General features: G+C 58.2%; 12 protein-coding genes. 4 read left to right on the top strand and 8 right to left on the bottom strand.

The window, feature by feature from the left end; all coding sequences use genetic code 11:
* Positions 1–26: 26 nt before the first annotated feature.
* The 6 genes from katG to D0851_RS00400 all read right to left on the bottom strand — a co-directional run bounded on the left by katG (position 27) and on the right by D0851_RS00400 (position 6,580).
* Positions 27–2,198 (bottom strand): catalase/peroxidase HPI, encoded by a 2,172-nt coding sequence (katG, locus tag D0851_RS00425; protein ID WP_117616865.1) that lies wholly within the window; start codon positions 2,196–2,198, stop codon positions 27–29.
* A gap of 368 nt (positions 2,199–2,566) precedes the next feature.
* The gene (locus D0851_RS00420) at positions 2,567–2,785 is read right to left on the bottom strand and encodes a DUF2835 domain-containing protein (protein ID WP_008172004.1); all 219 of its coding nucleotides are present in this window, start codon (positions 2,783–2,785) and stop codon (positions 2,567–2,569) included.
* A gap of 6 nt (positions 2,786–2,791) precedes the next feature.
* The gene (htpG, locus tag D0851_RS00415) at positions 2,792–4,696 is read right to left on the bottom strand and encodes a molecular chaperone HtpG (protein ID WP_117616864.1); all 1,905 of its coding nucleotides are present in this window, start codon (positions 4,694–4,696) and stop codon (positions 2,792–2,794) included.
* 223 nt (positions 4,697–4,919) lie between these two features.
* Positions 4,920–5,354, bottom strand: a complete 435-nt coding sequence (locus D0851_RS00410; protein ID WP_117616863.1) for a PaaI family thioesterase — start codon at positions 5,352–5,354, stop codon at positions 4,920–4,922.
* The gene (locus D0851_RS00405) at positions 5,351–5,821 is read right to left on the bottom strand and encodes a PaaI family thioesterase (protein ID WP_117616862.1); all 471 of its coding nucleotides are present in this window, start codon (positions 5,819–5,821) and stop codon (positions 5,351–5,353) included. Before D0851_RS00405 ends, D0851_RS00410 begins: the two co-directional genes overlap by 4 nt.
* Positions 5,822–5,839: 18 nt before the next feature.
* Positions 5,840–6,580 carry a DUF599 domain-containing protein gene (locus D0851_RS00400; RefSeq protein ID WP_117616861.1) on the bottom strand — a complete coding sequence of 247 codons (741 nt, stop codon included), beginning with the start codon at positions 6,578–6,580 and terminating at the stop codon, positions 5,840–5,842.
* A gap of 197 nt (positions 6,581–6,777) precedes the next feature.
* Between D0851_RS00400 and D0851_RS00395 the strand changes: the two genes are divergently transcribed.
* The 4 genes from D0851_RS00395 (at position 6,778) to D0851_RS00380 (ending at position 10,912) form a co-directional block, all read left to right on the top strand.
* Positions 6,778–8,055 (top strand): M48 family metalloprotease, encoded by a 1,278-nt coding sequence (locus D0851_RS00395; protein WP_117616860.1) that lies wholly within the window; start codon positions 6,778–6,780, stop codon positions 8,053–8,055.
* 174 nt (positions 8,056–8,229) lie between these two features.
* The gene (locus D0851_RS00390; RefSeq protein WP_117620219.1) at positions 8,230–8,775 is read left to right on the top strand and encodes a hypothetical protein; all 546 of its coding nucleotides are present in this window, start codon (positions 8,230–8,232) and stop codon (positions 8,773–8,775) included.
* The gene (locus D0851_RS00385; protein ID WP_117616859.1) at positions 8,775–9,962 is read left to right on the top strand and encodes an iron-containing alcohol dehydrogenase; all 1,188 of its coding nucleotides are present in this window, start codon (positions 8,775–8,777) and stop codon (positions 9,960–9,962) included. The genes D0851_RS00390 and D0851_RS00385 overlap by 1 nt, the downstream gene beginning before the upstream one ends.
* Before the next feature lie 179 nt (positions 9,963–10,141).
* Positions 10,142–10,912, top strand: a complete 771-nt coding sequence (locus D0851_RS00380; protein ID WP_117616858.1) for a substrate-binding periplasmic protein — start codon at positions 10,142–10,144, stop codon at positions 10,910–10,912.
* Between the two features lie 21 nt (positions 10,913–10,933).
* Here D0851_RS00380 and D0851_RS00375 read toward each other — a convergent pair whose 3' ends face one another.
* Positions 10,934–13,420, bottom strand: coding sequence for an ABC transporter permease (locus tag D0851_RS00375; RefSeq protein WP_117616857.1), 2,487 nt, complete (start codon positions 13,418–13,420; stop codon positions 10,934–10,936).
* Positions 13,420–14,139: an ABC transporter ATP-binding protein gene (locus tag D0851_RS00370; protein WP_117616856.1), complete on the bottom strand. Its 720-nt coding sequence runs from the start codon at positions 14,137–14,139 to the stop codon at positions 13,420–13,422. Before D0851_RS00370 ends, D0851_RS00375 begins: the two co-directional genes overlap by 1 nt.
* Between the last annotated feature and the right edge of the window lie 13 nt (positions 14,140–14,152).

Here is a 14,152-nt window from a genome sequence, read left to right as displayed (position 1 = left end):
GGTGCCCATTCACTTACCGGCAGGTCTTATTTAACGTCAAAACGGTCGGCGTTCATGACCTTGGTCCAGGCGGCAACGAAGTCCTTCACGAACTTCTCCTCGTTGTCGTCCTGGGCGTACAGCTCTGCGTAGGCACGCAGGATGGAGTTGGAACCGAACACGAGATCAACACGGGTCGCGGTGAACCTGGTGTTGCCGTTCTTGCGATCCACAATGTTGTACGAGTTCTTGCCAGTGGGCTCCCAACGGTTGGCCATGTCGGTCAGATTCACGAAGAAGTCGTTGGTCAGCTGGCCAACGCGATCCGTGAATACGCCGTGCTTGGTGCCACCGTGGTTGGTGCCCAGCACCCGCATACCCCCGAGCAGAACGGTCATTTCAGGCGCGGTCAGGCCCATCAGCTGGGCGCGGTCCAGAAGCATTTCTTCCGGCTTGACCACGTAATCCTTCTTCTGCCAGTTACGGAAGCCGTCAGACAGCGGCTCCATGGGATCAAAGGATTCAGCATCCGTCATTTCGTCGGTGGCATCGCCACGGCCCTTCAGGAAAGGAACGTGAACCTCGTGGCCGGCGGCTTTTGCTGCCATCTCGATACCCAGGTTGCCGCCGAGCACGATGACATCAGCGACGCTGGCGCCGGTGTCCGCAGAGATTTTCTCGTAAACCTTCAGCACCCTGTCCAAGCGATCTGGCTCATTGCCTTCCCAGCCCTTTTGCGGAGCCAGGCGAATGCGCGCACCGTTGGCGCCACCGCGCATGTCCGAACCGCGGAACGTACGGGCGCTGTCCCACGCGGTGCAGACCAGCTCGTTCAGGCTCAGGCCGGCTTCGGCGATTTTCTCTTTGACCACTTCCTCAATGTAGTTGGTCTCGCCCTGGGGAACCGGATCCTGCCAGATCAGATCTTCGGTCGGTACGTCCGGGCCGATATAACGGGCTTTCGGGCCCATGTCCCGGTGAGTCAGCTTGAACCAGGCGCGGGCGAAGCAGTCCTTGAAGTATTCGGGATCTGCCATGAACTTTTCACAGATCGCACGGTACTTCGGGTCCACCTTCATGCCCATGTCCGCATCCGTCATCATCGGCTTGCGGCGCACAGAGGGATCGGTGGGATCAACCGGCATGTGCTCTTCTTTGATATCCACCGGTTCCCACTGGTTTGCACCCGCCGGGCTCTTGGTCAACTGCCACTCGTAGCCGAACAGCAGATCGAAGTAGCCCATGTCAAACTTGGTGGGGTTTGTGGTCCAGGCGCCCTCAATGCCAGAGGTAACGGCATTGGTCGCCTTTCCCTGCAAGTTGGGGTTTATCCAGCCAAAGCCCTGGGTTTCCACGTCTGCACCTTCCGGCTCTGGCCCCAGGGCATCGGCGTCACCGTTACCATGGGCCTTGCCGACGGTGTGGCCGCCAGCCGTCAGCGCAGCGGTTTCTTCGTCATTCATCGCCATACGAGCAAAGGTCACACGTACCTGCTCAGCGGTTTTCTGCGGATCCGGCTGACCGTTGACCCCTTCCGGGTTCACGTAGATCAGTCCCATCTGGACTGCGGCCAGCGGGTTTTCCATGGTGTCGGGCTTTTCGACGTCTTCGTAACGGCTGTCGGACGGCGCCAGCCACTCTTTTTCAGCCCCCCAGTAAATGTCTTTCTCCGGGTGCCAGATGTCCTCACGGCCGTAGGAGAAACCGAATGTCTTAAAGCCAAAGGACTCGTAAGCAACGTTGCCGGCCAGGATAAACAGGTCAGCCCAGCTCACTTTGTTGCCGTACTTTTTCTTGAGCGGCCACAGCAGACGCCGGGCTTTATCGAGGTTACCGTTATCAGGCCAGGAGTTCAGTGGTGCAAATCGCTGGTTACCCGTACCTGCGCCGCCACGGCCATCGGCCAGTCGGTAGGTACCGGCAGCGTGCCACGCCATACGGATCATCAGGCCGCCATAGTGCCCCCAGTCAGCAGGCCACCATTCCTGGCTGTTGGTCATCAGCTCGTGCATGTCTTTTTCAAGCGCTTCGTAGTCGAGCTTTTTGACCTCGTCCCGATAATCGAATTCCTCACCGAGGGGATTCGTTTTGCGGTCGTGCTGATGAAGAATGTCAAGATTGAGGTTTTCAGGCCACCAACCGGCTACGTCGGCCTTCTCCTGCGTGTTCGAGCCATGCATTACGGGGCACTTTCCACCCGTACTGTTGTTGTCTGTCATTTCTCTCTCCTCATTGGGGTTGGCAAAACGACACTGCTTCGATTTCGGCACCTCTAACTATAGGACACAACAAACACTCTGCTCTGAGTATTTCTTATATCCGGGATAGCGTGTGCCTATAGGGTTTCCCGCAGACTCTGCGGGCTTCATTCCGGTTACTGGGCACAAGCATAATCGCTCAAGTAATCTGCCAGGATTCCGAGAAAATCCGGCCAGGCGATAGAATGACTGAGTGAAAACACATCTGACATGGACCTGCTCCTGCCTGACGAGAACAATCTCACCATAGCGTGAGGCAGAGCGCGCAATACAATTAATTAAAAATAAAATTGTGAAAGCTTTTGTTTATGGATGGTGTATTCGGCTGATCAAAGCCGTTCGATGGAGGAGAACTTGCCGGCATCGTCAAACACAATGCGGAAACTGCCGCGAATACCATCGCGAAGGTAGAAACGGGAAAGGATACGGGCCGGGAACCGGACAGAGCGTCCGTCCCGGGCCGTGGTGTGAACATCGGTGGCAACGCCCTGATAGAGTTTGATCCACTCATCAGGGCTGATGCTGATATCCACTATGATCTGCTGCATAGGCGCTTAGTTCGCCAGTTCCAGCAACAGACGGTTCAGGCGGGTTACGTAGGCCCCCGGGTCCTGGAGCTGCTCACCGCTGGCAAGGGTGGCTTGGTCAAGCAGTACCGCCGAGAGCTCGCTGAACCGCTCATCGCCCTTCTCGCTTTCCAGGCGCTGGACCAGCGGATGGTCCACGTTGATTTCAAAGATTGGCTTGCTGTCCGGCACTTTCTGGCCGGCGGCTTCCATGATCTTTTTCATCTGCGCGCCCATGTCGAAGTCACCCACAACCAGGCACGCCGGTGAGTCGGTCAGGCGGTTGGTAACACGCACTTCCTGAACCCGGTCGTTCAGGGCGTTCTTGATGCGTTCAAGCAGGTCCTTGTGCTCCTCGGCGGCCTCTTCCTTGTGCTTTTTGTCTTCCTCGGTTTCCACTTCGCCAAGGTCCAGATCCCCCCGGGCCACGTCCTGGAACTGCTTGTCATCGTATTCGTTGAGGTAACCCATCATCCATTCGTCGATACGGTCAGACAGGATCAGTACCTCAATGCCCTTCTTGCGGAACACTTCAAGATGCGGGCTGCTCTTGGCGGCGGTGAAGTTGTCGGCAGTAATGTAGTAGAGCTTCTTCTGACCTTCCTTCATGCGGCCGATGTACTCATCCAGAGACACGTTCTGGGTGCTCTCGCCGGTATGGGTAGAGGCAAAACGCAGCAGGCCGGCAATTTTCTCGCGGTTGCTGAAATCCTCCGCCGGGCCTTCCTTGAGAACGGTGCCAAACTCGCCCCAGAACTTCTGGTACTGCTCCGGATCCTTCTTCGCCAGCTTGGACAGCATGTCCAGAACCCGCTTGGTGACCGCGGTACGGATGCTTTCCACCGTGCTGTCGTTCTGCAGGATCTCCCGGGACACGTTCAGGGACAGATCGTTGGAATCGATCACGCCCTTGGCAAAGCGCAGGTACAGGGGCAGGAACTGCTCGGCGTCGTCCATGATGAACACACGCTGCACGTACAGCTTCAGGCCACGGGGCGCTTCCCGGTTGTACAGGTCAAACGGCGCACGGGCCGGAATGTACAGCAGGCTGGTGTAGTCCAGCTTGCCTTCCACCTTGTTGTGGGACCAGGTCAGCGGGTCTTCGAAATCGTGGGCGATGTGCTTGTAGAACTCCTTGTACTCCTCGTCCTTGATCTCGGTACGCGGAAGGGTCCAGAGCGCCGTCGCATCGTTGACGGTCTCGTACTCGTCTTTCTTTTCGTCTTCCTTATCACTGCCGTCGGATTCGGCCTTCATGACAACCGGGAAGGAAATGTGATCCGAGTACTTCTTCACCAGACTGCGCAGTTTCCAGCCGTTGGCAAATTCCTTGGCGTCGGGTTTCAGGTGGAGGACGATCTGGGTGCCCCGGTTCTCCAGGTTCACCTGCTCAATGGAGAACTCACCGTCGCCTTTGGATTCCCAATGCACGCCCTCTTCGCCAGGCGCACCGGCACGACGGGTGAACACATCAACTTTGTCGGACACGATAAACGCTGAGTAGAAACCGACACCGAACTGACCGATCAGCTTGCTGTCCTTTTTCTCATCACCGGACAACTGCTGCAGGAATTCGGCCGTTCCGGAACGGGCAATGGTGCCGAGGTTCTGGATAACGTCGTCACGGGTCATACCGATGCCGTTGTCGGTCAGCGTGACGGTATTGGCCTCTTCATCGAAATCCAGACGAATCTTCAGCTCAGGATCGCTTTCATACAGGCCGTCATCCTTCAGCGCCGCGAAACGCAGTTTGTCTTCGGCATCCGAGGCGTTCGAAATCAGCTCGCGAAGAAAGATTTCCTTGTTGGAATACAGGGAATGGATCATCAAATGAAGCAGCTGCTTCACTTCGGTCTGAAAACCCAGGGTCTCTTTTTGCGTTTCAACCGTCATGGCGTTTGGCACTCCTGCTTTGTTTCAATCGGTGGAGCGGCGCGGGTAGGAAGGGCTTTCCAAAACACGCTGTGAATACTTCCCAGTACGCTCGGCTCCGCCATCCATGGCTCCGCACGGTTTTGGAAAGCCCTTCCTACCCGCGCCACCTGGCTATCGAGTTCGTGTTGAACAGGAATTGGGGGCACACCGGGGCATTTCAAGCCCCGGTGTATCGGCAAAGTCAGTCTTCGAGGAGGAAGTGGGCCCGGGCAGTTGCTATGGGTTGCGAACGGGATTTCTGCCAGGCGCTGACCATCACGTTGGCCACACGATTGCCCTGGCGGGTCAGGCGGCATTCGGCGTAGGTTTCGCGGTTGAGACCCGCCCGGAGGTAATCCAGGGAGAAGTCGACGATGCGGGGCATGCGAAGGCTTTCCTGGGACATAATCAGGTAGATATTGGCGGCCATTTCCATAAAGCCACCAATCACACCGCCGTGGATGGCCGGCAGGATCGGGTTGCCGAGGTTGGAATCCTTGCAGGGCAGGCGGAAAATCAGGTCGTCTCCGAACCGCTCACAGTGCAGGCCGATCCAGGTGGCGTAGGGAATACTTTCAAGCATCCGGCTGAAGTCGCCGGTTTCCTGGGTATACCGGAGGATTTCCGGATCGGTCATTCTTCACCTCCTGTAATCAGGTCCCGGTAATGTCTGGGGCTGGCATCCTTTCCAATGCGCATGAAGGTGGCTACGCAGTTTGCAATCGTTTCACCCCCCTCCTGGTAAGCCTCACAGCGGGTAAAGATAATGTTACGGGTTACCCGGTAGGTTTCGGCCCGGGCATAAACCGGCTGGCGGGGCTGCGCCGGGCGCATGTAGTCCACCCGCAGGTCCAGCGTCGGGCAGAGTTCGAAGTCCTCCAGGGTGCACAGAATCACGCAACCTGAGGTTGTATCCATCAATGTCGTTATGGCACCGCCATGAATCACGCCCGTGTCCGGATTTCCGATGATCCGGTCACTGTAGGGCAGGCAAAGTGTCAGGTTGCCTTTTTTGGCCCTGGTAACCGTGAGGCCGAGCTCCTTGGCCTGGTTGAGCGTATCGATAAAACGGGTAACCCGCTTCCGTCGGATGTCATCGTTCATTCAGGTTCAACCTGTCGGTCAGCTTTTGGGTTTGGGGCTGTTCTCGGCCTTGCCGGGGACCGGTTCATCGAACACCTTCCCGGCCCGCAGGGCTTCAAGGGCATTGGAACAGAATTCCCGGCGGTAAAGTACGATAACCACCAGCGTCGAGGCGGCCATGAAAACGAGCGGGTGGATAAACCAGCCAACCACAGCCAATGCATAATAGTAGGAGCGCAGGCCAAGGTTGAAGGCGTCCCCAGCCAGATTACAGACGTTGCCGGCACTCCGGGCGAAGGCTTCGCGGCCCGCCGGGCTGGTTTTGGTGTCGTCCGGCGGCGGCGCACTGCCGACCATCACCGACACAAAGTTGTACATTCGCATCGACCAGGTGAATTTGAAAAAAGCGTAAATAAAGACGACGAGCAGCACCACCATGCGCAGCTCCCAGATTTCGCGAGTTGGCAGTTTGCCGAATGGCATGGTGCTGAACACTTCCATGACTTCCTGGGTATAACCCAGGGCAGTGATAATACCGGCCAGAATCAACAGGCAGCTGGAGGCGAAAAAGGCGCCATTGCGTTCGAGATTGCCAACCACGGAAGCATCGGCAATGCGGTTCTCCCGCCGCAGCATGACCCGCATCCAGTCTTCCCGGTACATATCGAGGGTGTTGGACAGGCAGGGGCGATCAGCAGCCCGACGCTTGGAGTATTCGGTGTAGCCAAGCCAGCAAGTCAGGAACCAGAGCAATGCAATCAGTTCGAGCAAATTACCCATTGGCGGCCTTAGAGTGAAAAGTGCGAAACGGCGCGGGAACAGAAGCTTATGATACGCCAAGGACCTGCTTGCCACCACCGCTGAGACATGCCGGGTAATCCAACTCCAGGCAAAGTTGTGCTATAAACAGGCCATTCAGGATTCGGGCACCCGACGCAATCCGTGCCCGTCATTGCATCATTAATAGGGAGTTCACTGTGAACCTGTCCGCTATAAAAATCAGCCTATTCACAATTGCCCTGACTTTCACACTGGGCGGTTGTTCGGTCAACCCGGTTACCGGAGAAAAGCAGCTTTCGCTGATCGGAGAGAACCAGGAACTCGCCATGGGCGCGGAGCAATACGTGCCCACCCAGCAAATCCAGGGCGGCCAGTTTTACATTGATCCCGAGCTGACACTGTATGTGCGGGAAGTCGGCCAGAAAATGGCGGCGGTAAGCGATCGTCCGGATCTGCCCTATGAGTTCGTGGTTCTTAACAGCAGCGTTCCCAACGCCTGGGCCCTGCCCGGAGGAAAGATTGCCATCAACCGAGGCCTGCTGACAGAGCTCGGCGACGAGGCCCAGCTGGCGTCGGTCCTGGGCCATGAGATTGTTCACGCGGCGGCGAGGCACAGTGTCCAGCGAATGCAGCAGGGCATGTTAATCAGCGCAGGTGTTGCCGGCCTTGGTTTTGCGTTGTCGGACAACGAGTGGTCCGGCCTGATCATGGGTGGCGCTGCGCTGGGCACCCAGCTTGCATTGGCGCAATACAGCCAGGGCGATGAGCTGGAATCCGATCACTACGGCATTCTCTATATGAAAGAAGCGGGCTACGATCCGGCCGCGGCGGTTGAGCTTCAGGAAATCTTCCTGAAATTATCGGAAGGCAGCCAGTCCGGTTTTATCGACGGCCTGTTCGCCACTCACCCGCCCTCTGCGAAACGAGTGGAGGAAAACCGGCAACTCGCCCGGAAAATCGGGACTGGCGGCTACCGTGGCAAGGATGTTTACGACCGCAGGATGGCCAAACTTCGCTCACTGCAACCTGCCTATGATGCCCACGACAAAGCCATGGAACTGGCTTCCAAGGGCGAGATGAAAGCGGCTCTGGACAAGGTGAATGAAGCCATTCGCCTGCTGCCACGGGAAGCGATGTTTTACGCCCTGCGCGGCCGCATTTATCAGGAGCAGAAACAGGATGACAAAGCGAGTACCGATTTCGAGAAGGCGGTGGAACTCTACCCCGAGATGTTCAAGTATCGCCTTTACAACGGCCTGAACGCCCTGAGGCTCAACAATCTGGACAAGGCCCGGGAGAACCTCACGAAAGCCAATGAGACGGTCCCCACATCCATTGCCTTCCTGCGCCTGGGCGATGTTGCCGTTAAACAGAACAACCGTAATGAGGCAATCGCCTACTACAGCAAGGCCGCTGAAGCCGGCGGTGATGTTGCCGAAGAGGCCAAACGGAAACTGGCTGCGTTGACTCAGTAATTTCCCGTCAGATCAACTCCTTGAAAAGGCCGGAGTCCAGCGGGATTCCGGCCTTTTTGGTTTCACCGAAGGCTGGTTGCCGGTGCGACGCGCATCTTCTGTCATCGTCTCCATTGACTTTTAGAGCAATAACTCTAAAAATCACATGACATCAACAACGATTGGATGACGGACATGTTAGCGAAACGTATCCAGCCCATGGTTTTCCAGGCGCGCCGCTTGTATGTGGAACTGATGTTCCAGGTGATGGGGCGGGCCCTGCAGGCGGTGAGCGAGGTGGATGAGAACGTCCAGAATGAAACACGGGCCCTGCCCGACGGCTTTCTGTTTGAAATGATGGTGATGCCCAATGGCTCCCGGCTGATTGTGGAACATACCGGCCAGGGGCGATTCCGCTACCACGGCAACACCGCCCCCCGTCCGGTGGACCTGTCGATTCGGTTCAAACACGTTGCCCATGCCTTTCTGGTGCTGTCCTTCCAGGAGAAAACGTCGGTGGCGTTCGCCAATGACCGCATGCTGGTAGACGGCGACATCAGCCACGCCGTGCGGATGACCCGGGTTCTCAATCGCCTGGAATCCTTCATCCTGCCAAAACTGGTTGCCCGGCGTGCCGTCAAGGAATACCCGGCGGACCTGCACCTGCCGGAAAAACTGATCAGTGCCGCACGTATTTACCTGAAAGTCGCCACCAATTTCATCGAGACAGCGAGAGCATAATGACCAACAAATACTATGAGTTCTTCTGCCCGGTAAAAGTGATTGCCGGCAAGGCCGCCCTCGAGCACATTCCTTATGAGCTGACTGGCATGGCCGCCAAACGACCAATGATTGTCACTGACAAGGGCGTGCGCGCCGCAGGCCTGCTGGAGCCGGTGATTGCCGCCTGCGAGGAAAGCGGGCTGGAAATCACCGCCATCTACGATGACGTGCCACCGGATTCCTCCACCACCGTGGTGCGCGATATTGCCGGTATTTACCGCCAGGAAAAATGCGACTCCATCATCGCTGTCGGGGGTGGTTCGGCCATAGATACTGGCAAGGCGGTCAACATCCTGGTGTCCGAGGGTGGTGACGACATTGCCAGGTACAGCGGCGCTGGCGTGCTCAAACATCCCCTGAAACCGTTTCTGGTGGTTCCGACCACCGCCGGCACTGGCTCCGAAGTAACCTCGGTGGCGGTGATTACCGACGAGGGCAAGGGCGTAAAGCTCCCGTTTACCTCCTCGTTCCTGCTGCCCAATGCCGCGATCATTGATCCGCGCATGACCCTCACCCTGCCGCCGCATATCACGGCGGCAACGGCGATGGATGCCATGACCCATGCAACGGAAGCCTTTACCTGCATGGCCAAGAATCCGCTGAGCGATGCCTACGCTACGGCGGCAATCAAGAAGGTCAGCAATTCCCTTCTGAAGGTCATGGACAACCCAAAAGACAGTGACGGCCGGCTGGAACTGGCCCAGGCTTCCACCATGGCAGGCATTGCCTTCTCTAACTCAATGGTGGGCCTGGTGCATGCTCTCGGACATGCAACCGGTGCCATCTGCCACCTGCCCCATGGGTTGTGTATGAGCCTGTACCTGCCTTACGTACTCGAGTACAACCTCGAAACGATCCGGGAGCCCCTGGGCGAGTTGCTGCTATACCTGGAAGGACCGGAAGTCTACGCCGCTACCCCGGCAAGCCGCCGGGCCGAGGCCAGTATTTCCGCAATCCGGAAATTACGGGATGCTCTGTACAAACGGTGTCAGCTGCCGCGCACGCTGAAAGAAACCGGCAAGGTGACGGAAGCGCAGCTGGACGCTATCGCGGAGATGGCACTGGATGACGGTTCCATCATGTTCAACCCGAAGGAAGTCAGTCTTGAAGATGCCCGCGCCGTACTGCGTCGCGCCTGGGCCTGACCATTGCTGTTTATTCGTTAAACGGGGCCGTTCATCGGCCCCCTTCCTCCGGTTGTCTGAACATAGATTTCAAGTCATTGAAATTGGCCAACAAAGGAGTGACAATCCCTGCTACTGGCAGGAATCTTAGCCGGGTTCGTTTTTCCACCTACAGTTCTTTCCGTAGAGAGCCCCTCCGCATGAAATACCGACGCTCCTGCCGTCTCCCCACTGTTCTCAGCGCCCTGCTCCTCACGCTGGCGCCCCTTATATTCAGTGCCGCCGACGCCCGGGAACAGAAAGTCTTCCACCTGAACATTTCGCCCAATGGCTACCCGCCGTACCTGATTGTGGATCAGGGCGCGCCCTCGGGAATCATCTGGGATGTGGTTTCCCTGATTACTCAGCGGCTTGGTTACAGCGTGGTTGCCGAGCAGATTCCCCGGAAGCGAGTCGACGAGATGCTGCTTGGCGGGCACATCGACTGCACGCCAAGGGCCAGGGAGTGGACAGACGATCCCGACAACTTCGTGTTTACCGACCCGATTGTGACCATCGAGGAAGTGTTTTTCTTTCCGAAGCGCTCCGAGTTTGTCTATGAGACTCCGGAAGATCTTTTTTCCAGAACCGTCGTCACCCATCTGGGGTATCTCTACCCACAGCTGGAGCCCTATTTCTCTGAAGGCAAGATTCGCCGCTTCGATGTCTCCCGGCACCGTGATATGTTCACTTTCGTGCTTCACGGCGACCGGTTTGACGTCGCCGTCGCAGACAGGCTGGTCGGCAAATGGATCTTGCGTAACGAAGGCTTGCAGGACCAGTTCTCAACGTCCCGCAAGGGCATCAGAGAGTACGGACTCCGGCTGATGCTCCGGCCGGAATGGCAGTCCTTTGCCAATGAGTTCAATACTGAACTCGCCCGCATCCGGGCAAGCGGCGAACTGGATGCCATCCTGGCCAATTACCGTTAACCCTCCGGTCCCGCCCGGAGTTTATTCCAGGCGTCTCAGCAAGAGCATCGGCGACACGCTCAACACCGGCCGCAATTGCCATCGGCCAAACAGCGCCAATACAACCGCGCTGATCAGAGGGATCGACAAGACCACACGCCAGTGCCATTGGAAGGCTCCTTCAAACATCTGGAACTGAAGTGCCCAGACGGCAGCCTCGGCCGCAACCACCCCCAGAATCCCGGCGAAACCGCCTAGCAAGGCAAACTCGAGCATGGTGCTGCGCACCAGCAGGCTCTGCCGGCCGCCCAGGGTTCTCAGCAGGGCGCCCTCCCGCTGCCGGTCACGGAGCGTGGCGCTGACCACAGCGGCCATCACCACCAGTGCGGCGGCAAGAATAAGCGCCAGAATCGCTTCAATGGCCTGGGTAACCTGCCGGACGATCTCCTGAATCCGGTCGATGATGTGGTCAATCTCCAGTACGGACACCGTCGGGAATCTTCGGGAGAATGCATTCAGGGCATCTTTTTTGTCCATGGGCAGATAGAAACTGGTGATCCAGGTTGCTGGCATATCCGACAGACCGCCGCCAGGCGGAAAAGCCATGTAGAAGTTGGGCTTCATGCTGTCCCATTGAACGGTGCGAATACTGGTCACGGTTTCGGTGACTTTTTCGGAGCCGATGGTAAACGTCAGCGCATCACCCAGAACGAGACCCAGCTTTCCCGCCAGTTCGGACTCCACAGAAACCCCGCCTTTCTGCCCCTGCCGGAACCAGCTGCCCTCCACAATCCGGTTATCGTCTGGCAGTTCCGACATCCAGGTGAGGTTCAGCTCTCGGTTGAGGGCACCAATACGCTCATCCTTGCTGACCACCTCCTTCACCGGCTGGCCATTGAGCCCGGTCAGACGGCCGCGAACCATGGGATAAAGTTTATCCAGTGGCTGACCACGCTCCTGCCAGAAGGCGTCGATTTCATCGACCGTATCGGGCGCAATATTGATCAGGAAGTGATTGGGCGCGTTGTCGGGCAGTTGTGCCTGCCAGTCCGCCAGCAACGATGTCCGCACCAGAATCAGCGTGGCTGCCAGCATAAGGGTCATCGCAAAGACCGCAATCTGGGACAGGCTGGCTTTGCGGTGTCGGTAAAGACCGACAAGAGCCAGGCGCCAGGAATTGCTGCCACCACGGACCCGGTGAAGGGTCGCAACCAGCAGCCAGCCGGCCAACCCGAGCGCTCCCAGCAACAATGCGAGACCACCGAGCAGAGACACCACCAACGCCAGTTCACCGGCGTACACCCACACCAGGCCGAACACCGCCACGATGGCGATAACCAGATCCGGCAGCGCTTCACGGCCGGTTTCCCCGGGCTGACTACGCAACACCCGCATGGCCGGTACGTTTCGGAGCCGGCGCACCGGAGGGTAGGCAAAGGCGAACAGGGAGACCAGTGCAGTGAGCAAGGCGGGCACCAGAGCTGAGGGGTCAAGCTGAAAACCCACCGGGCGCTCCAGCACCTCGCTCAGCATACGGGTCAGCAGCCAATACAGCGGAAGTGCAACCAAAAGGCCGCCGACAATCCCGGCCACCCCCCAGAGCGCCAGCCGCCGGAGATACAGGCCTCCGATACCGGCACCACTCAGGCCAAGAGTCTTGAGCAGGGCCACGGTGTCACGCTGGGATAACGCGTATTGCCGGCTCGCCACTGCAACAGCCACGGCGGCGAGCAGCACGGCCAGGCTGCCACCGAGCAACAGGAAACGTTCTGCGCGCTCCAGCGACTGGGAGAAGGTTTCGCCGTCACGTACACTCTCCCATTCATGGCTGGGCTCAAGCCGGGGCTGAAGCCATTGGTAATAGGCGTCGAGAGAGGCCTCTTCGCCGGCAAACAGATACACAAACTCAACCCGGCTACCTTCCTGAACAACGCCGGTAGAGGACACATCGTCGACATGCATCATGACCCGGGGGGCCAGGGCTGAAAGACGGAAACCGCCGTCCGGCTCGCGAATCAGCAGGCCAGATACAGTCAGGCTTCGGCTTCCCACTTCCAGACTGTCACCGATTTCCAGTTCCAGGAGACGCAACAGGCGAGGATTGATCCATACTTCACCTGGCGCCGGGCCCTGTTTTACCCGCTCCCTCGGCCCCTCAGGGTTCTGCTGGATCTCAATATCGCCTCTCAGGGGGTACTCGTTACTCACCGCCTTGACGGACACCAGCTGGAAGTTGTCAGCACCGAACACCATGGTCGAGAACTCCACCATGCGACCGGTTTCAAGGCCACGCTCCGTTGCCTGCTCCAGCCAGGATTCCGGAATCGGACGGCCGTTTTCAGCTTCGAGCTGACGGTCGGCGGCCAGAAAGGAACTGGCCGAGGTCACCAGGGTGCGCTGCAGCTGGCTGGCAAAAAGGGCAATGGTGGCAACCGTGGCAACCGCAATGATCAGTGCCGCCAAAACAACGCGCACATCCCGCTCCCGCCAGTCCCGGCGGACAGACATCAGTTTTTTTGCAGCGGCCATCAGTGCGCCATCTCCTGCGCCGCTTCAGGTTCGGTAAGGACGCCGGCTTCGATATGCAGCTGCCGGCTGCAGCGAGCCGCCAGGTGCTCATCGTGGGTTACCATCACCAGTGTGGTGCCCTGCTCCCGGTTCAGCGCCATCAGCAGGTCGGAGACCGCCTGGCCGGTGCGGTTATCCAGGTTGCCCGTGGGCTCATCGGCAAACAGGATCAGGGGGTCCGAGGCGAACGCCCGGGCAATCGCCACCCGCTGTTGCTCACCGCCGGAGAGCTGCCTTGGTGTGTGGGTCAGGCGCTCGCCCAGCCCTACCCGTTCCAGGAGCTCCCGCGCCCGCTTCTCCGGCGCTTCCATTCCGGCCAACTCCAGTGGCAGCATAACGTTCTCAAGCGCCGTCAGAGCTGGCAGCAGTTGAAATGACTGAAACACAAATCCAACCCGGTGGGCGCGGAGTTTCGCCCGCTCGTCCTCGCTGAGCTTACTGATCACCGATCCGTCCAGCTCAACCGTTCCGTCGCTTGGTGTATCAAGACCCGCCAGTAGTCCCAGCAACGTGGTCTTGCCGGAACCGGAGCGACCGATAATGGCTACGGACTCTCCCCGATTGATTTCCAGACTGACCCCCTGCAGGATCGTTAGCGTATCGGTTTCGAGGCTGACGCGATGAGTCAGGTTTTCCACCCGTAACATGGGGCTCTGGCTTTCCGGGTTAACATTGGTCATCTGATTCACGGAA

This window comes from Marinobacter sp. Arc7-DN-1 (genome assembly GCF_003441595.1).
GTDB lineage: Bacteria > Pseudomonadota > Gammaproteobacteria > Pseudomonadales > Oleiphilaceae > Marinobacter > Marinobacter metalliresistant.
This window is presented reverse-complemented; position numbering and strand designations above follow the sequence as displayed.

Bases quoted from the DNA above. Each gene is read 5' to 3' on its own strand.
- katG (WP_117616865.1), bottom strand. From the start codon at position 2,198: ATGACAGACAACAACAGTACGGGTGGAAAGTGCCCCGTAATGCATGGC.
- D0851_RS00420 (WP_008172004.1), bottom strand. From the start codon at position 2,785: ATGCAGCAGATCATAGTGGATATCAGCATCAGCCCTGATGAGTGGATC.
- htpG (WP_117616864.1), bottom strand. From the start codon at position 4,696: ATGACGGTTGAAACGCAAAAAGAGACCCTGGGTTTTCAGACCGAAGTG.
- D0851_RS00410 (WP_117616863.1), bottom strand. From the start codon at position 5,354: ATGACCGATCCGGAAATCCTCCGGTATACCCAGGAAACCGGCGACTTC.
- D0851_RS00405 (WP_117616862.1), bottom strand. From the start codon at position 5,821: ATGAACGATGACATCCGACGGAAGCGGGTTACCCGTTTTATCGATACG.
- D0851_RS00400 (WP_117616861.1), bottom strand. From the start codon at position 6,580: ATGGGTAATTTGCTCGAACTGATTGCATTGCTCTGGTTCCTGACTTGC.
- D0851_RS00390 (WP_117620219.1), top strand. From the start codon at position 8,230: ATGTTAGCGAAACGTATCCAGCCCATGGTTTTCCAGGCGCGCCGCTTG.
- D0851_RS00385 (WP_117616859.1), top strand. From the start codon at position 8,775: ATGACCAACAAATACTATGAGTTCTTCTGCCCGGTAAAAGTGATTGCC.
- D0851_RS00380 (WP_117616858.1), top strand. From the start codon at position 10,142: ATGAAATACCGACGCTCCTGCCGTCTCCCCACTGTTCTCAGCGCCCTG.
- D0851_RS00375 (WP_117616857.1), bottom strand. From the start codon at position 13,420: ATGGCCGCTGCAAAAAAACTGATGTCTGTCCGCCGGGACTGGCGGGAG.
- D0851_RS00370 (WP_117616856.1), bottom strand. From the start codon at position 14,139: ATGACCAATGTTAACCCGGAAAGCCAGAGCCCCATGTTACGGGTGGAA.